Source organism: Paenibacillus rhizoplanae (assembly GCF_042684125.1).
Taxonomy (GTDB): Bacteria; Bacillota; Bacilli; order Paenibacillales; family Paenibacillaceae; genus Paenibacillus_AQ; species Paenibacillus_AQ rhizoplanae.
This window is the reverse complement of sequence record NZ_JBHUKY010000023.1, coordinates 288,474-312,626: the sequence shown is the minus strand read 5'-3', so window position 1 is coordinate 312,626 and position 24,153 is coordinate 288,474. Positions and strand designations below refer to the sequence as shown.

At 50.7% G+C, this 24,153-nt stretch carries 17 protein-coding genes; all 17 read right to left on the bottom strand.

Annotated elements, in window-relative coordinates:
* Positions 1-6: 6 nt before the first annotated feature.
* The gene (locus ACFSX3_RS14380) at positions 7-738 is read right to left on the bottom strand and encodes a cytochrome c biogenesis CcdA family protein (protein ID WP_379258686.1); all 732 of its coding nucleotides are present in this window, start codon (positions 736-738) and stop codon (positions 7-9) included.
* Positions 739-829: 91 nt separating this feature from the next.
* Positions 830-1,633, bottom strand: coding sequence for a metal ABC transporter permease (locus tag ACFSX3_RS14375; protein ID WP_209984437.1), 804 nt, complete (start codon positions 1,631-1,633; stop codon positions 830-832).
* Between the two features lie 676 nt (positions 1,634-2,309).
* Complete coding sequence (locus ACFSX3_RS14370; protein ID WP_209984439.1) at positions 2,310-3,059, bottom strand: metal ABC transporter ATP-binding protein; 750 nt, start codon at positions 3,057-3,059, stop codon at positions 2,310-2,312.
* A gap of 33 nt (positions 3,060-3,092) precedes the next feature.
* Positions 3,093-4,070: a metal ABC transporter solute-binding protein, Zn/Mn family gene (locus tag ACFSX3_RS14365; protein WP_209984442.1), complete on the bottom strand. Its 978-nt coding sequence runs from the start codon at positions 4,068-4,070 to the stop codon at positions 3,093-3,095.
* A gap of 200 nt (positions 4,071-4,270) precedes the next feature.
* Entirely contained in the window at positions 4,271-6,277 is a 2,007-nt protein-coding gene (metG, locus tag ACFSX3_RS14360; RefSeq protein WP_209984445.1) for a methionine--tRNA ligase, read from the bottom strand.
* 366 nt (positions 6,278-6,643) lie between these two features.
* Complete coding sequence (gene yidD, locus ACFSX3_RS14355; protein ID WP_209984448.1) at positions 6,644-6,907, bottom strand: membrane protein insertion efficiency factor YidD; 264 nt, start codon at positions 6,905-6,907, stop codon at positions 6,644-6,646.
* 2 nt (positions 6,908-6,909) lie between these two features.
* On the bottom strand, positions 6,910-7,371 hold the full coding sequence (locus ACFSX3_RS14350; protein WP_173129630.1) for a Fur family transcriptional regulator: 462 nt from the start codon (positions 7,369-7,371) through the stop codon (positions 6,910-6,912).
* 175 nt (positions 7,372-7,546) lie between these two features.
* Entirely contained in the window at positions 7,547-9,844 is a 2,298-nt protein-coding gene (locus ACFSX3_RS14345; RefSeq protein ID WP_209984451.1) for a copper amine oxidase N-terminal domain-containing protein, read from the bottom strand.
* 245 nt (positions 9,845-10,089) lie between these two features.
* Complete coding sequence (locus ACFSX3_RS14340; protein WP_209984454.1) at positions 10,090-10,884, bottom strand: response regulator transcription factor; 795 nt, start codon at positions 10,882-10,884, stop codon at positions 10,090-10,092.
* Positions 10,862-12,715 (bottom strand): cache domain-containing sensor histidine kinase, encoded by a 1,854-nt coding sequence (locus tag ACFSX3_RS14335; RefSeq protein WP_209984457.1) that lies wholly within the window; start codon positions 12,713-12,715, stop codon positions 10,862-10,864. Before ACFSX3_RS14335 ends, ACFSX3_RS14340 begins: the two co-directional genes overlap by 23 nt.
* A 27-nt stretch (positions 12,716-12,742) precedes the next feature.
* Positions 12,743-13,573, bottom strand: coding sequence for a carbohydrate ABC transporter permease (locus tag ACFSX3_RS14330; RefSeq protein ID WP_209984460.1), 831 nt, complete (start codon positions 13,571-13,573; stop codon positions 12,743-12,745).
* The gene (locus ACFSX3_RS14325; RefSeq protein WP_209984464.1) at positions 13,573-14,457 is read right to left on the bottom strand and encodes a carbohydrate ABC transporter permease; all 885 of its coding nucleotides are present in this window, start codon (positions 14,455-14,457) and stop codon (positions 13,573-13,575) included. The genes ACFSX3_RS14330 and ACFSX3_RS14325 overlap by 1 nt, the downstream gene beginning before the upstream one ends.
* 76 nt (positions 14,458-14,533) lie before the next feature.
* On the bottom strand, positions 14,534-15,940 hold the full coding sequence (locus ACFSX3_RS14320) for an extracellular solute-binding protein (RefSeq protein WP_209984466.1): 1,407 nt from the start codon (positions 15,938-15,940) through the stop codon (positions 14,534-14,536).
* Positions 15,941-16,137: 197 nt separating this feature from the next.
* Positions 16,138-16,875 (bottom strand): pyruvate formate-lyase-activating protein, encoded by a 738-nt coding sequence (gene pflA / locus ACFSX3_RS14315; protein ID WP_209984472.1) that lies wholly within the window; start codon positions 16,873-16,875, stop codon positions 16,138-16,140.
* Between the two features lie 121 nt (positions 16,876-16,996).
* Positions 16,997-19,258: a formate C-acetyltransferase gene (pflB, locus tag ACFSX3_RS14310; RefSeq protein ID WP_209984474.1), complete on the bottom strand. Its 2,262-nt coding sequence runs from the start codon at positions 19,256-19,258 to the stop codon at positions 16,997-16,999.
* A 261-nt stretch (positions 19,259-19,519) separates the two neighbouring features.
* Positions 19,520-22,141, bottom strand: coding sequence for a bifunctional acetaldehyde-CoA/alcohol dehydrogenase (gene adhE, locus ACFSX3_RS14305; protein WP_209984476.1), 2,622 nt, complete (start codon positions 22,139-22,141; stop codon positions 19,520-19,522).
* Between the two features lie 536 nt (positions 22,142-22,677).
* The gene (locus ACFSX3_RS14300; RefSeq protein ID WP_209984482.1) at positions 22,678-24,144 is read right to left on the bottom strand and encodes an ABC transporter substrate-binding protein; all 1,467 of its coding nucleotides are present in this window, start codon (positions 24,142-24,144) and stop codon (positions 22,678-22,680) included.
* Positions 24,145-24,153: the final 9 nt, after the last annotated feature.

Sequence of the window (24,153 nt, the reverse complement as noted above, 5' to 3'; positions counted from 1 at the left end):
TGCTGCTTAGAAAATCAGCCAGCGCGGCGTGATGCCCTGCAGCCAAATCGTAATGCGGAACATCTGGTCGGTGAACAGCAGGATGCCCATGAATACCATAAGCCCGCCGCCCAGCTTCATCAGCAGGTTGGAGTATTTCAGGATCTTGCGCGCCCCGCCCAGGAAAAAGGCCAGTCCGAAGAACGGCAATGCAAAGCCGATACTGTACGCCGTTATCATCGTAAACCACGTTCCCGGATCACTGGCTGACAGCGCAATAATGGCGGTTAGAATTGGGCCTATGCAGGGCGACCAGCCTGCTGAGAATCCGATGCCGAAGATGAAAGAGCCGAGGTATCCGGCAGGCTTCCATCTCATCTCCAGCTTGCGTTCCCGCAGCAGAAACTGCGGCTGGAACACGCCTAGAAGGAAGAGTCCCATGACAATAATAAGGATCGCCGACAATTGACGGATCAGATCCCGCTGGCCGTTGAAGAATTCACCGAACAAGCCAGCTCCAAAGCCAAGCGTATAGAACACTGCCGAGAAGCCCAGAATGAACGCCAGCGTATGCGAGAGGGTCCGGAGACGGACCTCTTTGCTGCTGCTGCCACTCTTCAGCTCCTGCACCGATAAGCCGGTAATATAAGATAGATAAGAAGGATAGAGCGGCAGGCAGCAAGGCGATATGAATGACGCCACTCCGGCGGCAAAAGCGATTCCTGCATTCAGGTTGGACACGGGCGCATCTCCTTCCATAGTCGGGGTCACTCGGGTCACTTCACAATAGCAGTAGTACAGATACAGTTATGTAGTTGGTGCTGAGGGCGGCCGGTTATACGCTTGTCTGTTAGGCCGGCAGCCCTTTTTTTCCGATGAGGGTTAAGGTCAACAGTGCAATCAGCAGCAGGACAATCGTTGCTCCCGGAGCCAGATTCCATACTCCAGCAATGACCAGTCCGCCAATGACAGCAATCTCGGCAATCGCCACGGACAGAATAACCGAGGACTTGAAGCTCCGCGACAGCAGCAGGCTGATTGCTACAGGAATAGTCAACAGCGCAGATACCAGCAGCGAGCCGACAATCTTGATCGCCGTACTGATCACCAGGGCCGTTAACACCGTAATCAGCATATTGAGCAGCTTCACCGGAAGCCCGCTCACACTGGCCGCATCCTCCTCGAAGCTGAGCAGGAAGAATTCCTTGAAGAATAAGGTTACGACGACCACAACCGCAATTGTTACGATTCCCACCACGATAAGATCGGTAGTATTGAGCGTATAGATGCTGCCGAACAGATAGCTCATTACATCTGCATTATACCCTTTGCCCAGGGTGAAAAAAAGCGAGGCCAGCGCTACACCGCCCGACATGATGATCGCAATGGACAGCTCGGCGTAGCTTTTGTAAGCTTTGCGCAGCTTCTCAATCGCAAATGAGGCCGCGACCGCGAAGATCAGCCCCGCACCCAGCGGGTAAAAGCCGGTCAGGAAGCCCAGCGCTACACCGGCAATCGTAACATGCGCCAGCGTATCTCCGATCATCGACAGACGCCGCAGCACCAGAAAAACGCCGATCAGCGGCGCCGTAATGCCAATCATCAGGCCGCCGGCCAGCGCCCGCTGGAAAAAATCACTAAACAGGATTTCCAAGATGATGTTCTCCTACCTTTCAAATATGAAACCTATTTTCGATCCCTCCCAAACCCTCCCTTCCCGAAGGGAGGGCCCCAAGGGCTCTGCCCTCTGGACACCCGCTAAGTGCAATTGGCGTGGGAGGAGGGGTTGTCGCAGTTTAGGGACGGTGGTGATAAGAACGCTTTTCCTCCCTGCGGGATACGCTTCACAATTTGCTGGATCTAACCACTGTTAAGGTCAATTAATAAGTACAGACATTAAGTTCAAGGAATAAGCCCAGCAATAAGAACACAAGGTCGTCCTATGTTGTACAATGGACGACCTGAGAAATGATAAACTGAGCGCTAGAGCAGGTCTATTGCATAATGTACAACAGATTCTTGACTTTGACCCGTCAGATTCCATTCTGTTGTATTCTGTGCAATTGAAAGTGGCAAAAAGCGTAAATAAAGGCCATTTCAAAGGAATCGAATGTACAAAATACAACAGAACCGGAAATTTGGCGCCACAGTGAGCAATCTAATGTACAAAATACAACAGGAGTATAATTTAAGCAACATAGAAAACTGAATAGCAGTTCACACATTAGTATAAATTGATCAAACGAACAGCATCCATTCAGACGAATTGTGTTCTAGTGCTGAGCAGGAGAAGCTGATGTTACTGAACGAACTCCAACTTCCGGCCACTGTCAGGACAACGTATGCTGCAGATTATCGACGGCGCAGTCCTGGACATCATGGGAGTGGCGGCAGTAGAAGTTGATTTTACCGTTCTGCTGGACCGGCTCGCTGCCGAGGTAATTCTTCATCATTTCGATATCATGCGAGACCATCAGGAAGGTCATGTGGTGATGGGCATGCATGTGCATGATCAGCTCGAAGAATCCGGCCTGGGTCTCGGCATCAATACCGACGGTAGGCTCATCCAGAATCAACAGATCAGGATGGTTGATCAGCGCGCGGGCCAGGAAGACACGCTGCTGCTGGCCGCCGGACAACTGGCCGACTCTCTTCTCGGCAATATCCTGAATCCGCATCACTTCCAGCGCATCCTCACACTGCCGGTGCTGGGCTTTCGAGACCCGCCGAATCAGGTTCTTGTTGTTATACAGGCCGGACAATACGACCTCACGGACGGTTGCCGGGAAGAGCGGGTTGAACGCATTCTTCTGCGGCACATAGCCGATCCGCTCCCAGTCCTTGAACCTACGCACCGGCTGGCCGAATAATTTGATCTCCCCGCTGGTGGCAGGCAGCAGGCCGACGATCATCTTAAGCAGTGTCGTCTTGCCCGCACCGTTAGAGCCGAGGATGCCGAGGAAATCACGTTCTTTTACCGTATAATTCAAGTTCGAGATGACCTTCTGTTCCCCGTAGGAAAAGGACAAATCCTGTATTTCGATCATATGCTGATGGCAGTCCAGGGATACCGGTTGCATGTGAAGTACCGCCTTTCACTTATACTTTCCTTATTATTGTAAGGCCAGAATGAGATTTTGCAAATTTTTCTCCATTAATGTGAAATAGTTGTCCCCATTCTTCTGCTGGGCCTCGGTCAATCCTTCTACCGGATTCAGCACCATCGTGGATACACCGGTCTCATTTGCCAGTGTCTTAGCCAGCTTATCAGATACAAGCTCCTCGAAGAAAATATAACGGATGCCCTCTGCCTTAACCAGCGCCGCCAGCTTCACCAGATCCTGCCCGCGCGGCTCAGCATCCGGCGACAGGCCCATAATCGCATGCTGCGACAGGCCATAGTCACGCGCCAGATACGAGAAGGCCTGATGAGATACGACAATCTCCTTGTTAGGCAGTTTGCCCAGCTCTTCAGTGAACTTCAGATCCAACGCACTCAGGCGGTCCGCTAGCTTCTGATAACGTTCTTCATAACCTGCGGTATGCGCAGGATCAACGGCTTGAAGACTATCTTTGATATTCTTGGCCATCACAAGCGCCGACTTCGGGCTTACCCAGGTATGCGGGTCTGTGTGCAGGCTGTCGCCATGACCGTCTGCTTCAGCTTCTTCACCTTCATGGCCGTGATCATGCCCATCATCTTCATCCGTTGTAATCAGCTTCACCCCTTGGCTAACCTCTACAGCCTTGGTCTTGCTGTCACTATCGAGGCTCTTGAGGAAACCCTGGACCCATCCCTCCAGCCCGGCTCCGTTATAGAGGAACAGCTGCGCCTTGGAGGTACTTATAATATCCTGGCTGCGCGGTGTCCAGTCATGCGGCTCTACCCCTACAGGAAGCAGGTTGATTACATTGGCATCGTCGCCGCCGATTTCGGCAGTGAATTCATATATAGGATAAAAAGTAGTCATAACGTTCACTTTTCCTTCAACAATGCTTCCACTACTCTTCGGTCCGCATGCGGTCAGCGCAAGTGTGAGCAGCAGGACAGCGGCGAGCAACAGCCCTTTTTGCAAGCTTTTTGTTACCATTTCTCTATCGACCCCTTAAATCGTAAAATTTACTATCAGAATTATAATAGTAATCGTTACGATAAGTCAACTCCGATCTGCATTTCGTAGTCTGCAAGGCATCCTGTGCCCGGTTATCTTGGAGCAAAAAGAAGCAATCCCCGCTGCCTGTGGCCTGCGGGGATTGCTGTACTCTCACTATAAGGATGCCCTTGGCATCCTTATTTCACAATGGCTCCGTTCGGCATGCTGTCCGGTACGGTAGCAATAGTCAGCTGCTCGCCCTTGGAGGCGGCCAGGATCATACCTTGAGACAGCTCCCCGCGCAGCTTCACCGGCTTCAGGTTCACAATGCAGATCACCTTGCGGCCCACCAGCTCCTCCGGTGTGTAGAACTTCGCAATGCCGGATACCACCTGGCGCTGCTCATAGCCAAGATCCAGCTGCAGCTTCAGCAGCTTATCCGCCTTCTTCACCGGCTCGCAGGCGATGACCTGGGCTACGCGCAGCTCCGCCTTGGCGAAATCGTCGATGCCGATTTCTTCCTTATGCTCCTCTTCCTCCGGATCGGCAACCGCCGCTTCCCGAGTCATAGCAGCCGCGGCCGGCTTCCCGGCTCCCATCGCTTCGGCGATGTACGCTACCTCCTGCGCCACATCCAGGCGCGGGAAGATCGGGTCGCCCTTCGCAAGCCGGGTTCCCGCTGGAATCAGGCCGAAGGATCTGCCGCTCTCCCAGGTGGTCAGCTCGCCCGGCTGAATGCCCAGCTGCTCCCAGATCTTCGCCGGAGCGCCGGTCAGGAACGGCTGGAGCAGAATGGACGCGGTGCGCAGTCCCTCGACCAGATGTCGCATCACCGAAGCCAGCTCAGCGCTGCGGATCTCGTCCTTGGCGAGTACCCAAGGCTGGGTCTCGTCAATGTATTTGTTCGTCCGGCTGATCAGCGCGCCGATTGCGGTCAGGGCTACGGAGAATTCCATCTTTTCCATCGCCTCTTCCACCTTGGCGTAAGTGCTCTGCACCATTGCCTCAAGCTCACCGTCAAATGCGGTAACCTGACCGGCGTAAGCCGGAAGCTCGCCGCCGAAGTACTTCTCCACCATTGCTCCGGTCCGGTTCAGCAGATTGCCCAGGTCATTAGCCAGGTCGTAGTTAATGCGGTCCACGAAGCTCTCCGGCGTGAAGGTTCCGTCCGAGCCGAAGGGAACCTCGCGCAGCAGATAATAACGCAGGGCATCCAGCCCGTAGCGGTCAATCAGGGTAACCGGATCAACCACATTGCCCTTGGACTTGGACATTTTACCGTCCTTCATCAGCAGCCAGCCGTGTGCGAAGACCTTCTTCGGCAGCGGTTCACCCAGCGCCATCAGAATGATCGGCCAGTAGATCGTATGGAAGCGGACAATTTCCTTACCCACGATGTGCACATCCGCTGGCCAGTACTTCTCATACAGGCTGCGGTCCTCCGAGCCATAGCCGAGAGCCGTGATGTAGTTGGTAAGCGCATCGATCCACACGTACACTACATGCTTCTCGTCCCCTTTTACCTTAACGCCCCAGTCAAAAGTCGTACGGGATACAGCCAGATCCTCCAGACCCGGCTTAATGAAGTTGTTAATCATCTCGTTCTTACGGGACTCCGGCAGGATAAAATCCGGGTTCTCCTCGTAGAACTTCAGCAGGCGGTCAGCATACTTGCTCATGCGGAAGAAGTAGCTCTCCTCCTTAACCAGCTCCACCGGATGTCCGCTGTCCGGACTTTTTCCTCCGGTAATCTTGCCGTCAGCATCGCGTTCAATATCCACCAGCTGGGTCTCGGTGTAGAAGGTCTCATCCGAAATACAGTACCAGCCTTCATATTCCCCTTTGTAGATATCCCCCTGCTTCAGCAGGCGGTCAAAAATATCAGCAACCACCTTCTTGTGGCGATCCTCCGTGGTACGGATGAAGTCATCATTGGAGATGTCCAGCTTCTTCCACAGATCCTTAATGCCTACCACAATCCCGTCCACGAACTCCTGAGGGGTCTTCCCGGCCTTCCCGGCCTTCTCTTCAATCTTCTGCCCGTGCTCGTCCGTCCCCGTCAGGTAGCGCACCTCATAGCCGCGCAGACGCTTGTAGCGGGCCATAGCATCACCGGCTACTGTAGAATACGCATGTCCAATGTGCAGCTTGTCACTCGGATAATAGATCGGTGTTGTTAGATAAAAGGTTTTGTTCTCACTCATTCTGTTGTCATCCCTTCGTTATACCATCTCGTATTTACATATCCTGACGCAAAAAACTCCCGCCCCTATATGGGGCGAGAGTATACTCACGCGATACCACCCAAAGTTCCCCGGCTCCTCACAGAGCACAGGCTTCGCCAGTCCCTTCTCGGAACTGTCCATTAACGCTGGAACACGCTGTTATCTTACGCAGCCGTGACTACCGGCTCACGCTCGAATACAGATCCTCCCGGACCATATTCAATCTGGCGTCCCATACCGGCTCCCAGCAAGCACCCGGTTCTCTGTAATGGTCATCCACATCTACTCATCCGTTCCTCGGAATATTACGTATTATTCAAAATATACCCATCCAAGCTGTCCATGTCAAGTCGTATGCAGCGGCTTCTTTCCGGAGGATTGCTCCTCGCGGGGCGGCACCGGGTCAAGCCCCCCCGGATGGAAGGGATGGCAGCGGGCAATCCGCCGCGCAGCCAACCACGAGCCCTTCAGTGCACCATGAATCTCGATGGCTTCCAGCGCGTAGGCCGAACAGGTCGGGTAGAACCGGCAGGTTGCAGGCTTCAGCGGCGAAATGAACTTGCGGTAGACCCGGATAGGGGCCTGTACCGTTCTTCGTAAGGTAGCCATATTCAGTGCCCCTCTTTGCCGTGAGTCGCCACAGCCGGCACTTCTTCTCTTCCCTGCTCACAGTCCTTACAGTAACCGAACACCTCAAATTTATGCTTGACCACCCGGAACTGATCGGGTGGATCTGTTAGATTCATCGGACAGAACTGAATCGGGTAAGTCTTCATGCATTGAAGACAAATCATATGATGGTGATGGTGATCCTGACTGCAGCTTGCCTTGAATTTGACACCTTCCTCAAATACAATCTGCTCCAGTACCCCAAGCTCCTCCATGACACGCAGGTTGCGGTAGACGGTATCGAAGCTGAGCCCGCTGTACTTGCGGCCCATATGCTCATATACATCCTTCGCAGACAAATATCCCGTATTCTCGCCGAATAATCTGGCAAGCGTCTTGCGCTGATCGGTGATTCGCAGCCCCTGCCCCGACATGGCTTCCAGTATTTGATCTGTCGACAGCATTCGCTCATCTCCCATGAAATTAGGTCGTTTGTATTGCACTCTCTTTATAATGCCCCAAAAGCACTGCCCCGTCAATAAAACTGCCTTCGAGCTCCCGTATCCACAGACCTGCATCAGAAAAACAAAACGGCAGCCGTTCCATCAGGAACGCTGCCGTCTGTGCTATAGGGAATATTTATTTCTTGGCCGGAAGCGGAGTGAAGACGAAGTTAACGGGCAGATTACTGCCGGAAGCGACGGAGAACACAATCTCCACGCGCCCTTCATACTCTCCGGTACGGTAGACTACAGCGTTCGTATCTGATGTTTTTCCTATTACCCCCTTATTTGGAAGGTTCACCATTGTGCCGTTTACAAGCAACGGTCCCAGATAAGGACCCCCGCGCGGGTTGAAGGTGATCAGCGTGTTTGCTGCAACACGGTCCAGTACGATTTTGTACAGTACCCCGAAGTTACCGGCGTTGGAAACATATGTCCCCTTCATTGGATCAATGCCGTCCAGGTTCTTGTCCTTTATATTGTCGCCCAGAAGCAGCTTGCTTTGCGTGGTACCCACCAGATCGGTCACGTTCATGATGCGGGTAGAATCGGGGAATGTTCCCCTGGTATGCACGCCGTCAATGTCAAGAACCGGCAGATAAGGCAGCTCGGCGACAGGATCTTTGCTCTGCTCCACCATAACTACGTTATACTGAACCGGCAGATCACTGAACAGGTCTGCGCTCAGCGACATTACGTCTTTGGGCTTCATGGCGACTTTGTTCAGGTCTGTCATAATCGGAAGACTTTGCCCAGGCTGCAGGGTAATTTGCGATTCGGCCAAGCCAGTAACCATGGAATTGAAGTATTTCTCCATCGATACTTTTCCAGTATATTCCGGTGAGGTCACCGGTCCGGCAATTCCTAGATATTGGATGTTAATGGTTGTCGGATACAGGTTGTTATTCGTTGCAATCACATAGAGCTTCTGTCTGGTAGCCATATTGTTCATATGATGCACCAGGAAGCGCGTATTGCCCACTGAACTCTCCCGGTACAGTACACCTTCCGTCTGAACGGTCTCCGGGCTGTTACTGCGGATCAGGGTGTAGCCTTCGGACGACAGCGTATACGGCAGGTTAGGGAGCGCCGGAATCATCCCGCCGTCCATACTGATGATATCCCCCGGAATGGTGAACAGCTTCGTTACTTCATCTTGTGTATACAATTGTTCATTGGTGATTGTAATCATCTTCTCAAAAGTACTGCTAAGACCGTGCTTGTCCGTAACCGTAAGCTGAATGGACAGAGGTCCCGGGGTGAAATACGCCAGGGAACGATTGTTCCAGGTTGCGGTCAACTCTTCATTCTCAGGATCATAGCTGGTATCTGTCAGGGTTACCGGCTCACCCATTTTGTATTCCTCTTTGTCTGTTGTGAATTGAGCCACTGGTGGCTGGTTAGGCTGCAATACCTGGATCGTTACCGGGTAAGGATCACTCCAAAGGTTGTTCGCATCACGTACAGAGTAAATAACCGTATAGAATCCCGGTTGATCGTATACATCCATCTTATTGCCGCTCCAACGTTCTTCAACAATCGGCGTACCGTTCGGGGAAGAACTGTAGGTAACATAATTCACAGTAGTCTCACCAGCATAGATTTCTTTGGGCTGAACTGTGAAGGAGGCAGTCGGCTTCGTATTCAGCGTAAGAATAACCCGCTTCTGCACATTGTCAACGGTGTAGGGAATTTTGAGTGCAGAGGTTATCGAGGTTAACGGTATCATGAAGGTGCCTTTGAACTGGTACGCAGGACCCTTCATGGTAACCTTGGTACCATCGACTGTGTATATCTTGCTGTCTGTCTTGAACCGCATAATGCTCGTGCCCTTGGTCACAATAACCTCTTTGGTTTTGGCGTCATACGTGAAGGCAACGCCGACCATTTCCACCATTGCGCGGATCGATACGTAGGAGACGCCGTTCTTGACTGCCATCGGCTGATTGGCCGTGTAAGGCGTTCCGTTTCTGAACATCTTATTGCTGTTCATCATCAGAATAAGCTGGCCTCCCCCTGCAGCAGAGGTAGTCATGCTTGGGCTTACAGGCGTTTCCGTTAACGGAGTAGCCGTAGGCAGAACGGCATCAGTCGGCACAGTACCGTCCACAGGAGCAATAGTAGCCCCAGGTGCTACAGTAGCCGCCGGAATCGGTGTTTCCGTTACTCCCGGAACTGGTGTTGCTGTAGGAACAACTACGGCCGGAACCGGAGTTGGGGTTGGAATCACTGTACCTGCTGGCGGCTCGGTAACAAGCGGCGGCAGCGGATCTGTTGACTCGGGCTGAAGCTGTGTGTCAGCGGTGTTTGCCGCTGCGTTAACGCTCTGAGGTGTTGCACTCTCTGTGCTGACAGGCGCGGCCCAAGCCGGCACGGCTGCAATGGATTGCGATACAGCCAATACTGCCACTAAAAATACTTTTTTCAAATTCATTGTACGACTCCTTCTGCTCCCATTGTAGTGTATAAGGCAGGTATCTTTATTGCTTTCTTTCCACCTTATAATCCCCGCAAAAACGCAACCGCCCCTCGCAGGACGGCAGTATATTTTGCCACGTTCATTTTACAAAACATAGTATTAGACGCATGTTATAGCGAAAAGTTTCATTCTGTGTAAAAAGAAAACAAAAAAATAACGACCGCCCCTTATCGGGGACAATCGCTATGGCCGGCAACCCGCTAAGGACGGGCGTCGACCGTCCGGTACTTGCTGCGGTATTCCTTGGGGGTCATTCCCGTCTGCTTCAGGAACACCTTGGTGAAATAACGGCGTTCCTGATAGCCGACCCCGGAGCTGATGACTGTGATGCTCTTATCGCTGCTTGATAGCATGAACTTGGCTGCTTCAATCCGCTGCTGCGTAACATACTCCACGAAGGTCATCGCAAAATGGTTTTTGAACAACAGGCAGAAATAACTGCTGCTGATGCCGATCCTATTCGCTATCTCGTCAATGCCCAGGTCAGCATTCAGGCGCTCCGTAATGTATTGTACGGCTTGATTCATGAGCTGCTCCGGTGTTTTTTTGATGGTATCCTCAGCCGCAGGCACTTCCTGGAACAACGGGATGCTGTTATACAATTTATCCTTGTACTGCCTGCTGCGGATACGGGCACCGATCTCCCGCACCTTGTCACCCAGCTCCCCGTAGTGGATCGGCTTACAGATGTACTCCTTCACTCCCAGACGGATCGCTTCACGCGCATAATCGAATTCCTGATAGCCGCTGAGCAGCAGCACTTCACTCTCCAGCCCCATCTCCCGCAGCTTCCCGATGAACGTCAGCCCATCCATCACCGGCATCCGGATATCGCAGAGCACCAGATCCGGCGGCTGCTCCTCGGCCATGCGCAGAGCTTCCATTCCGCTGCGGGCCATCCCCGCAACCTCCATCCCCATGTCCTGCCAGGGAAGAACTCTGTTGAGATTATTCAGAATAGGCGCCTCATCGTCAACCAATAATACTTTTAGCATAATGGCCTTCCCCCTGCCCGTATTTCGGAATGACGCACTGGATGATCGTTCCTTCACCCGGACTTGCACATATGAAAATCCCGTACCGGTCGCCATATTCTATACGTATGCGGTCTGCTACACTGCGGACTCCAAGCCCCCGCCGTTCGAGATGTATGCCCTGACCCGGCTTATCCTCCGGCTTCTGTTCTGCCGTATCGTTCACCATATATTGAAACATGGACAGTTGGGACGGAGTCATGCCGATCCCGTTGTCCTGAATCCGCAGAATCAGATTACCTTGGGTCTCCCAAACCTTAACGCTCACCAGACCCTTATACCCGATCCCCTCAAAACCATGCTGAATGCTGTTCTCTACCAGCGGCTGGAGCGTAAGCTTCAGAATCCCGCAATTCAGCAGCTCTGCCGGAATTTCAAGCTCATAATCGAACAGGTCCTCGAAGCGGAATTTCTGGATGTCCAGATAATTGCGCAGATGCTTAACCTCTTCCTCCAGCGTAATCTCATCCTTGTCCTGAATGCTGATCCGCAGGATGCTAGCCAGCCGATATACCATCTCACTGACCTTACGGCCTTCATTCTGCACAGCCAGCACATTGATCGACTCCAGGGTATTGAACAGAAAATGCGGCTTGATCTGCGCCTGCAGCACACGCATTTCCGCCTGATTCTTGCGCTGCTGCTCCACATGAACCCGGTTGAACAGCATATTGATTTTGTCCATAAGATCATTGAAGCCTTTGGCCAGCAGCGTCATCTCATCGTTACCCTTCTCCTCGACGCGGGTAGTGAGATCTCCGTCCTCCACCCGGCGCATGAAGCGCACAATCACAGCAATTCCGCCTGTAATTCGGTTCATGAAAAACAGATTGAAGATAACCGCCCCCAGCAGGCACAGGAACATCACAACGACGAACCAGCGGGCAAACACCGTTACCTCATGAGACAAAGTATCCCAAGAAGTGATGGAGACCAGACTCCAGGGATACTCCTTGAGATGGTAGACCGACAGAATGCTTTTCTCGCCGCCAAACTGCGTCTTGAAGCTCTGAAAACCAGGCTTGAAGGTCATATCCTTCGTCGTGAAGTCACGGAAATCCTGTCCGTCCAGCTTCCTGTCCGGGTCCAGCAGAATCATCCCGTCATCGTTAACCAGCATGAAGGACACCTTCTGATCCGTGCCCCCTATCTTAAGATTGCGGAATATCGACTCGAACTCCCAGTTCTTGATCTGCACCACCAGAATGCCGATATTCTGAAAGAAGCTAAGCTCCTTAACCAGCCGGATTTGCGTAAATACAGCCTCCGTCCCGGTCAGTTCAGGGTACTCATGCGGGGCCAGCCATTTCGGAACCCCGTTCAGCTTCATGACCTCCTGATAAAGCTCGCTGCCTTTGAACTTATCATAGGGCAGCGTGCGGAAGTTCTCTTTGTTGAAGACGGATACAATCTCCGAGCTGCCTTTCCCGTTGAAATTATACAGGAAAGCATAGCTGATCGACGGATGATTATAGAGCAGACTCCGGAAATTGCGCTGGCTCGCATTCAGGCTGAGCTGCTCCGCATCGGTTAAATCCTGCTTGGAGGGATCATCCGCGCTGAGCGCCATATGAAACACCGAGGTGGCAATTCCGTTGTCTGTCACATTGTCCATATCCTTGAACACACTGGAAATACTGTAGCTGATCGCTTTAAGCGAATATTCGGACTGCTGGCTGTATTTCTTCTCAATGGAATTATAAGTCACGAAGAACATAATCATGCCAAGAATGAACAGCGGAATGATAATCAGGCCTAAGAATGCCGTAAACAATTTGTAGCGCAGATTCATCGGCCATTGCTCCTGACATGATTAATGTTATCCTTTTACACTGCCTGCGGTAACGCCTTCAATAATCTTCTCCTGCAGAACCGCATAGATCACGATGACCGGAACCACACTGAAGACAATCCCCGCTGACATCTGTGCGTAATTCATCTGGTACTGATCGCGGAACTGAACCATCCCCACAGGGAGCGTACGCAGCTCGTCATTGGAGAGGAAATAGTTAGCCAGCAGGAATTCATTCCAATTTCCCAGGAAATTAACAATGAATACAGTAACCATCGCCGGAACTGTCAAGGGTACAATAATTCTAGCAAAGATGCCCGGAGCCTTCAAGCCATCCATGACCGCCGCTTCTTCAATTTCACTGGGCAGCGAACGCATGAAGGCGGCCAGAATAATGATCGTGAACGGGATCGCATTGGCAATGTAAGGGATAATGAGCGCCCAGTGGGTATTCAGAATGTGCAGCTTGCGGACAATCGTATAGATAGGCAGCATCAGCGCGTTGTTCGGAATCAGCATCCCGATCAGAACCAGCGAGAACAGAATCTTATTCCACTTCCCCTGGCGCATCCGCGTGACCGCGAAGGCGAACATAGACGCCAGCAGAATAGATACCACAGAAGCAAGAATCGAAATATATAAGCTGTTGAAAAAATAAGTGCTGATCTTGGCATTCACCCAAGCTTCCACATAGTTGGACCATTCAAAGCTCTTCGGAATGCCGAAGGGATGGAGGGCAATCGCATTGTTATCCTTCTTCACAGAGGAGAAGAGGACGAAAAGGAACGGGAACAGCACAATTAACAGATACCCCAGCAAAGCGATGTGCGGCAGACTTTTCTTCAGCAGGCGCGGCATCAGTATTCAATCCTTTCCGTACGGCGGGCAAACACCAGCTGGTAGAGGGCGGTTACCACGAGCGTGAACAAGAAGATCAGAACGGCGATCGTATTGCCGTACCCGTATTTGAAGTTGGTAATCGCATACTTGATCATATAGGTGGCCATAACCTCTGTTGAACCGGCCGGACCGCCCTTAGTCATTACTATGACGATATCGGCAGCCTTCATCGCTCCGGCAATCGAGAGCATAATCACGACCGAAATGATCGGTACGATCAGCGGCAGGGTGATGCGTGTAGCCCGCTGGAACCCCGTAGCGCCATCGATGGCCGCTGCTTCATCCAGCTCACCGGGTATAGAGAGAATCGCCGCCAGCACCATCACAATATAGAATCCGGTCCACTGCCAGGCATTCGTAATCAGAATCGACAGCATGGCGAACCGTTCGTCCGACAGCCAGTAGACCGGCTCAATGCCGACCAGGCCTAACACTTTATTGAACAGTCCGATGTTCGGCTCGTAGATGAAGCCCCAGAGAATGCCGATTACTGCAGTAGACATAATGGATGGCATGAATACCGCCGTCTTGTACAGCCCCTTCAGCTTCTTCACATTCGCAATCAGTAAGGAGAAGAACACTATCAGCGGCACCTGTATGCCTACAGAGAACAGAATGAACCAGCCGTTATTTTTCACAGAAACCCAGAAGCGTTCATCGCCCAGGGCTTTCTTGAAGTTGTTCACTCCGGCATATTTGACCGTATCGGATACACCATTCCAACTCGTGAAGCTATAGTAGATCGAGCTGAAGATCGGATAGATGAAGAACATAATGAACAGAATCAGTGCCGGAATAACGAACAGAATGAACACTAGAGGATTTCTCAGTGCCTTATTCATAACTACCTCCATATTGCTTTTCTTTTGAAAAATGTACCCTGGAGCAAGCACCAGGGCACATATAGTTCACCGCTTCTTATTCCACTGCCGCGTTGGCCTCTTCCTGAATCTTCTGGAGTGCTTCGCCCATCTTCTCCGGAGTCGTCTGCCCGCCGATCAGGCTCTGAATCTGGATATTACTGATCTCAGTGGTGACATCCGCCTGCACCAGCGAGTCAAAGGCCGGGAAGGAGGATTGGGAACTGTTCAACACCGCGACGATCTCGCTCATCAGATCATCTGTAATGTTCTTGTTCAGCACAGCCGGATCGATCTTCATGGCAGGCAGGACACCGTCCTCAACCAGACCGCGCAGCTGCATTTCTTCATTGAACATATTTTTAATGAAGGATTTCACCGCCGCAAGCTGCCGCTCATCTTCACTTGCCGATGCTGAGAAGCCATAACCGTTGTTCACATCGCGCATCAGTGCCGTCTGATCCCCTACTCCGCCTTCAACCGCCGGAATATTGAAGAAGCCGACCTTACCGATCAGGCCTTCGCCGGATTGTCCGGCCTTGAATACGGAAGACTTCCAGGTTCCGTCGTACATCAGGATTGCTTCTCCGCTGGTGAACTGGGTGGTATATTCAGCATATTCGAAGCCCAGCTCGCCCTTCTTGAAGTAGCCTTTATCCACCCATTCCTTATATTTCGCCAAGCCCTTGACTACGTTGGGATCATTCCACTTCGCTTCACCGGTAGCGAACTTCGCGGTCACATCCGGTCCGGCATAACGGGACCAGAGATGGTTGGCCAGCATCAGCGGTACCCAGCCTGCTTTGGAAGCACCAGCCATTGGCACTTTACCATCCGCTTTAATATCGGCCAGCTGCTGCTCCAGTTCGGCGAAGGTGGCCGGAGCCTTCCAGCCCTTGCCGGTATAGTATTCTTTATTATAGAAGAAGCCTTCTCCGGAGCCGCCGATGGGCAGGCCGTAGATTTTGCCTTCATAGGTGAACGGGTCCAGATTGGAGAACTTGTCTTTGATGCCTAATTCATCGAGAATAGGGGTCAGATCAAGCAGCTTGCCTTCTTTGGCATAGATCTTGGAGTCCGGGCTACCGAACAGGTCGAAGATCTCCGGAGGGTTACCAGCCGCCATTTCACCGCGCAGCTTCTCTTTACGGTTCACATCCGAATCTACACCATCGAGCTTGAAGGTCAGTCCAGGCACATCCGCCTGCACCTTGCCCACCACATCCTCCAGAATAGCCAGTCGTTTCTGTTTGTCTGCCCCAACCTGAGTATGACGAATCGTCATCTCAAAAGGTTCAGCACTTGCCGGTTCTTCAGTTGCGGCAGCATTCGTAGCAGCAGCCTCTTCCGTCGCCGCCGGCTCACCTTTACTATTGGCAGCATTATTCTTGTTACCTCCGCAGCCTGTCAGCAGCGCTGAGGTGACGAACATCAGAGACAATAGCAGTGTTAGACTTTTTCTCATTACGGGTGACCCTCCCTATTTAGTGGTTTCCCTTACAATTCTAATTATAGGAAATCACCTTGGTAATCGTAAGGTTAAGATTCATCTTCAATAGGGATAAAATCCTCTAATGTAAGCGAACCCAGTCAGGTTTAATGACATCAAAAAAGCGAAGCTTCTCAAATGGGAAGCTCCGCTTGTTCATTATAGGTATGAGATTATACCAGAGCAGACTGTTTACGGCCTTCTTCAATCAGCCGGTACGCACGCTGCACTTCTTCATCGGAAGGTGATTCCACCCCTTCAAGCTCATAGGGACGGTTCAGTTCCTTCCATTTGTAGATCCCCATCACATGATAAGGCAGGATTTCGAATTTCTCTACTCCATTCAGCGTGCCAATGAAGCGGCCGAGATTCTGCAGATCCTCTTCCTTATTGTGAATGCCGGGAACGTACACATGGCGAACCCACATTTTACGGTTATGGTCTGATAACCAGCGGGCCAGCTTCAAGGTACGATCATTGGATTTGCCGGTCAGCTTGATGTGCGCTTCATCATCAATGTGCTTGAGATCCAAGAGCACCAGGTCGGTAACATCCAGCAGGTCGCTGATTTTCGATCCATCATTATAGCCGTTGGTATCAAGGGTTGTGTGCAGATTCCAGCGTTTCTTCACTTCGGTGAACAATTGCTTGACGAACTGCGCCTGCAGCGTCGGTTCACCACCGGATACGGTCAGACCGCCCCCGGACGATTTATAATAATTCAGGTAAGGCTCAATTTCCGCCAGCACTTCCTCGACGGTCATTTCCTTGCCTTCATTCAGTCCCCAGGTATCCGGGTTGTGGCAATACTGACATTTAAGCAGGCAGCCCTGCATAAAAAGCACGAAGCGGATACCCGGGCCATCCACCGTTCCAAACGTCTCCAAAGAGTGGATATGTCCTTTAAGCATGAGATGTCATCCTTTCAAAAAAACCTTAAAATTTTAATGAATTTTAAACAAGAGTGTACCGCCCTCTTTCAAGGGCGGCAGCTCCTTCGTTATCTCAATTCTTGTAGAGCAAGAACCATTCTTACATGGAATCGTGGAACGTACGGTTGATAACATCCATCTGTTGTTCACGGGTCAGCTTGATGAAGTTAACAGCATAGCCGGATACGCGAATGGTCAACTGTGGATAGTTCTCTGGGTGATCCATAGCGTCAAGCAGCTGCTCACGGTTAAATACGTTAACGTTCAAGTGCTGAGCGTTATTGTGGAAATATCCATCCATCATGAATACCAGGTTGGACTTACGGGAATCTTCGTCTTTACCCAGTGCCTTAGGAACGATGGAGAAGGTGTTAGAGATACCATCTTGTGCATCAGAGTAAGGCAGTTTGGCAACAGAGTTCAGGGATGCCAGGGCGCCCTTCTTATCGCGTCCGTGCATTGGGTTAGCACCAGGAGCGAATGGTTCGCCTTTTTTACGTCCATCAGGAGTAGTACCAGTCTTTTTACCATATACAACGTTCGAAGTGATAGTCAGTACCGATTGAGTCGGCACAGCATCACGATAAGTTTTGTTTTTGCGGATCATCGACATGAAGGTTTCAACCAGTTCAACAGCGATGCCGTCAACAGCGTCGTCATTGTTACCGTAGCAAGGGAATTCACCCTCAGTTTCAAAGTCGATGGCAATGCCTTCTTCGTTGCGGATTGGCTTAACCTTAGCATATTTGATTGCGCTCAGGGAGTCAGCAGCAACGGACAGTCCGGCGATACCGCAAGCCATCGTACGCAGAATGTCGCGGTCATGCAGCGCCATTTCGATACGTTCGTAGGAATATTTGTCATGCATATAGTGAATGATGTTCAGCGTGTTGACATAAGTCTTAGCCAGCCATTCCATCATTGGTTTGAAGCGTTTCATTACTTCATCATAATCCAGATATTCAGAAGTGATCGCAGGATATTCAGGACCTACCTGAGCACCGGATTTCTCATCTTTACCACCATTGATCGCATACAGCAGAGCCTTAGCCAGGTTGGCACGGGCACCGAAGAACTGCATTTGCTTACCGATACGCATTGGGGATACGCAGCAGGCAATTGCATAATCTTCACCCCAGTATGGACGCATAACATCATCGTTCTCATATTGGATAGCGCTGGTCTCAATGGATACCTTGGCACAATATTTTTTGAAGCCTTCAGGCAGCTTCTCGGACCACAGTACAGTCAGGTTTGGTTCTGGTGCCGGTCCCAGATTGTACAGGGTATGCAGGAAGCGGAAGCTGTTTTTGGTTACGCGAGTTGTACCGTCTTCAGCCATACCACCGATGGATTCTGTTACCCAAGTAGGGTCGCCGGAGAACAGGTCGTTATAGTCAGGCGTACGCAGGAATTTCACGATACGCAGCTTCATTACGAAATGGTCAACGATTTCTTGAGCTTGTTCTTCAGTCAGAGTACCTTCTTCAAAGTCACGTTGAACATAGATGTCAAGGAAGGAAGATACGCGTCCAAGGGACATTGCCGCACCATTTTGCTCTTTAACAGCCGCCAGATAACCGAAGTATACCCATTGTGTAGCTTCTTTGAAGTTGACAGCCGGTTTGGAGATGTCCATACCATGAGCTGCAGCCATTTGTTTCAGTTCGCCAAGAGCACGCATTTGCTCGGACAGCTCTTCACGCAGACGGATAACTTCTTCTGTCATGGAATCCACTTCAAGCTCAGTCAGTTGTTGCTTCTTGTCTTTGATCAGGAAATCAATACCATACAGAGCAATACGGCGATAGTCGCCGATGATACGTCCGCGGCCATAAGCATCAGGAAGACCTGTGATTACGCCCGATTTACGCACAGCTCTCATATCTGGTGTATATGCATCAAATACGCCTTGGTTATGCGTTTTGCGGATGTTCGTGAACATGTCAACGATATTCTGCGGAAGCTCGAAGCCGTAAGCCTTAGTAGCATCGATCATCATCTTGATACCGCCGAACGGTTGGATAGAACGTCTGAAAGGCGCGTCAGTCTGAACGCCGACAATCTGTTCCTTGTCCTTGTCAATGTAGCCTGGGTTATGGGAAGTGATGGTGGAGACAGTATCGAGGGAAACATCCCATACGCCGCCTCTTTCTCTTTCTTCCTTACTCAGTTGGGAGATAATCTTCCACAGTTCAGTAGTGTTGCTGGTAGGACCTACGAGGAAATCTTCATTTCCTTCATAAGGCTTGATGTTCTTGGCAATAAAGTTATTAACGTCAACTTTCTTAGCCCATGTACCCTTTGTGAAATTTCTCCAGCTCGACTTAACCTCTTGTACTTCTTTTTCAATCACCGACATGCTAAATCCCTCCATTTATATTTAGTATATTTGTAGAGATCGCGGGCTTGAAGGTTAATCCCGTGTCTCGTGATCCCTTAGCTACTGGTTGTTATAAAATTCACAATCGTGACTGTATAACTGGGATCTTTGTTTATATAAACATTTTAGTTTATTTTCTGAAAAAGGACTGTGACAAATATCACTCTTTCGGTGATATTTGTCACTTCCATCCAGTCCCATATTAACCTTTAACCTTATTCTTCGCCAGGCAACCGTTAATTAGTTATCGAATTTTCCGTAGAATGCGTTGCGGTATACATCGGCAAGCTCAGATACCAGCGGCATTTTAGGGTTGGCAGTTGTACATTGGTCTTCAAATGCACGGTCAGCCAGGTAATCTACGCGGGCTTCAAAGTCCTTAGGATCGAAACCAAGAGCCGAGAAGGATTCTTCGATACCGAGTTTTTTGTTCATGTCGCGGATGGCATTGATCAGGCTGGTTACGCCTTCTTCGGTAGTACGAGCCGGCAATCCCAGAATACGGGCGATTTCGGCATACCGTTCGTCAGCTACAAAGTGCGAATATTTAGGGAACGAAGCGAACTTCGTAGGCTTCTTGGCATTGTAGCGGATAACATGCGGCATCAGGATCGCATTGGTGCGGCCGTGTGCTGTGTGATACTGTCCGCCCCATTTGTGCGCCAAGCTGTGGTTAATCCCCAGGAATGCATTCGCAAATGCCATACCGGCAAGTGTTGAAGCGTTGTGCATTTTCTCACGGGCCAGCTTATCGCCTTGCAGTGCGGATTTCTCCAGCCACTGGAATACCAGCTGAATCGCTTTGATTGCCAGACCATCAGTATAGTCACTAGCCATTACAGATACATAAGCTTCGATAGCATGGGTCAATACGTCCATACCAGTATCGGCAACAGCAGTCTTAGGCAAGCTGTATACAAATTCCGGATCGATAATGGCTACATCTGGAGTCAGCTCATAATCGGCCAGAGGATACTTCGTATTATTGCCTGTTGTCTTGTCTGTGATAACTGCGAAAGATGTTACTTCAGAACCGGTACCCGAAGTTGTTGGAATCGCAACGAATTTTGCTTTGTTGCCGAGCTTAGGGAATTTGTATACCCGTTTGCGGATATCCATGAACTTCTGCTTCAGACCGTTGAAGTCTGCATCCGGATGTTCGTAGAACAGCCACATGCCCTTGGCAGCATCCATTGGGGAACCGCCGCCGAGTGCGATAATGCAGTCAGGCTGGAATCTGTGCATCATTGCCGCGCCTTTTTCTACAGTAGTCGTCGATGGATCTGGTTCAACTTCCGAGAACACTTCGATGGCTACAGGAGTCTGGCGTTGACGCAGATAGTGTTCAACTCTTTCCACATATCCCAGCTTCACCATCATAGGGTCAGTGATGATTGCTACACGTGTGATGTCAGGCATTTTGGCCAGATACTGAGAGGCTCCCTTTTCGAAGTAAATCTTGTCAGGTACTTTAAACCATTGCATATTCACGGTACGACGGTTCACCCTTTTCACGTTGATCAGATTGATTGCAGTCACGTTCTGCGATACCGAGTTGCGTCCATAAGATCCGCAGCCCAGTGTCAATGAAGGGATATTGGTGTTGTAAATATCGCCGATTGCGCCGTGTGTGGATGGCGAGTTGACGAGAATACGTCCGGTTTGCAGACGGTTGGAGAACTTCATGATGACTTCTTCATTATTGGAATGGATAGCCGAGCTGTGGCCCATGCCGCCAAATTCAACGATTTGAGCTGCGCGTTCGATACCTTGGTCAGCATTCTTCACTTTGTAGCAAGCCAGAACCGGGCTCAGCTTCTCAGCGGACAATGGATATTTAGTGCCTACACCTTCGAGCTCAGCTACCAAAATCTTCGTTCCGGCAGGAACCTGAATGCCGCACATTTCAGCGATCTTCACTGCGGATTGGCCAACGATAGCCGGGTTAACCGCACATTTCTCAACGTTCATTGCGCCGCTTGTCAGCTTGGCAGCTTCTTCTTTGTTCACAAAGTAACAGCCGTTTGCAATCATTTTCTTCTTCACTTGATCGAAGATAGCTTCTTCAATGATGACTGCCTGCTCGGAAGCACAGATCATACCATTATCGAAAGTCTTCGACAGGATAAGGTCTGTTACAGCCTGATCAATGTCAGCACTCTTCTCAATGAAGGCAGGCACGTTACCAGGACCTACGCCGAGTGCCGGTTTGCCGCAGCTGTAAGCTGCTTTGACCATTGCCGATCCGCCGGTTGCCAGAATCAGTGCAACGTCCGGATTGTTCATCAGTGCGTTTGTTTTGTCCATCGTAGGAAGTTCAATCCATTGGATGAAGTTCTCAGGTGCGCCGGCTGCTACGCCTGCATCATGCAGAATTTTGGCTGCTGCCGCACTGCACTCTTGCGCCGACGGGTGGAAACCGAATATAATAGGGTTACGTGTCTTTGCGGAAATCAAAGCTTTAAACATCGTGGTGGATGTTGGGTTGGTTACCGGTGTGATACCCATAATGATTCCGACGGGTTCAGCAATCTTCTGGAAGCTGTCATAAACGTTATCCTCAATAACGCCTACAGTCTTGTCGTACTTAATTCCGTGCCAGATATATTCAGTGGAGAAGATGTTCTTCGTGATTTTGTCTTCGTATACTCCGCGTCCTGTTTCTTCAACAGCCAGTTTGGCCAGGTACATATGCTTGTCGAGTCCGGCCAGCGCCATTGCATGAACGATTGTGTTTGTCTGCTCTTGATCCAGGCCCATGAACGCTTCGTGGGCTTTCTTTGCTTTATCCACCAAAACCTGAATATACTCTTCAGCGGTGGTTTGTTTCACTTGGGCGGCGACTTCGTTTTTAACTGCCATCTCCCTCGTCCTCCTGTCAATTTTTAGGTTGTTTCTTTCTATACATTTATCTTAGCACATCCTTTTCACCTTGTATAGTGAAATCTTTCACAAAGTATAAAGTTTTTTTTGAGTTGTTTTCAAAGCGCTTTCATTCGATCATATACCGGGATTTTTTCCATATTATATGCAATATTTAATTGATATTTGTCTAATCTGCGAACGCCAACCCACAAGCTGTAGCGTTGATGGCCCATCTTGCCTTGCGATGCCGGGTGGGCCTCGGAAATTCTGCTCACGAATGCCCAGCCGTAACTTCGGTTCATACGGTGCTCTTCTATAGACTCACTCAGACGGTGAATATAAATATAAATCTCAGCTAACAAGCGGAAACGCATTGCCATCCTTTTAAAGGACGGTTCCGTTTCAGCGAGAAAGATAAGGATAATTATAGCGCGAAGCATATAAATTCTTATCTTTTAAAAAAAGGGAGACAGCATCTCTGCTGTCTCCCCCTTATTCATCTTTTTCCCGACTCTAGGGAAAGCCATCTTAAGCTACTCTGCCTTAATCGTATCGAAGAATTTGTGCTGGACCGTTGCGGCCGCCGCATCAAGCTGGGCCTTCGAGTCTGTGCCTTCCTTGGCGAACAGCTCCTGGATCACGTTGGACATCGTTGCATAATAGTCCTGAGTGTTGTACTGGGCTTCAGGCTTGCCGTCCAGCAGCGCCATGATTTCGGGACTGTACTGATATACAATGTCGTACTTGTCATAGACGGCCTTGGTCTTCTTGCCGAAGTCGGAATCGGCAGCATAGTAATCCAGAAGCGGCGGGATGTAGTATTTCCCGTCCGTTTTACGCTGGCTGATAATGGCGTCGAGCGCTTCCAGGCCTTTATCCGAGAAATAGTCGAAGGTAATATAACGGAAGGCCATCTCCTGCTCATCCTTGCTGGCATTCGGGTTGATGACCAGATAGTCGCCGCCGAGAACACCGGTATGCTTGCCGCCCTTCTCAGCCGCAGGCATGGGATAGGTCAGCACATCCTCAGGCTTGAACCCGCCCTGGTTAAGCGCCTGTTCAATGACACCGTCAGATCCGGCCATCACCATCGCGGTGCGGCCCTGCTGGAAGGCGCCTACAGCATCGCCCCAGCCGAGCGCCCAATCCTGGGGAACGGCCCCAGCTTCCCATCTCAGCTTCTTATAGAAGTCCAGCGCTTTGATCCCGGCTTCGGAATTGAAGGTTGCCACCACCTTGCCGCCTTCAATCTTCTGGATCTCTCCGCCTGCTTCAAACAGGAAGTTGGTCCAATTCCAGCCTGCTTCGTTGCCCTTACCCATTGGCGCAATCCCGGAGATTCCCTTCTTGGGATCGGCCACTCCTTTGGCTGTGTTCAGCATGTCGTCCCAGGTCCAGTCCATTGGAGGTACAGCTACACTTTTGTCATCAAGCATCTTCTTGTTGATCATTGTTGTAGTGACATAACCCTTCTGGGTTACTCCATACACCTTGCCGTCAATGATGAACTGGTTCTGCAGCACAGGATTGATCTGATCCTTGAACTCATAATTGTTCCACAGATCGGTGATGTCGGCTACCCAGCCCTTCTCAATCAGGAATTTGGCTTCGGTGGCATACGTGTTGAAGAAGGTAGGCGCTTCGTTCGCAGCCATCTTCACCCCGATCTCGCTTACATTATACTGCCAGTCGTCCTTGACAATCTCCACGTTCGGATAGACTTCCTGGAACCGCTTGATTTTGTCATCCTCCTGCGCTCTCACCTCGGTCAGGTCAGGCGTAGGATAGTGGATTTTGATCGTTACCTTTTTCTGGGTAATATCATCGGCCGGTGCCTGTGACGGGGTTGCCGACTCTTCTGCCGCTTGGGTAGCCGCTGGTGCAGGTGTCGCTTCTCCCCCGTCAGCCGCCGGCTTGTTGCCGTTACTATTGCCCCCGCAAGCGGACAATAAGGTCCCCGTGACCAGGAGGCAGGCGAATACGCTGGAAACTTTACGCATGGTAACTCC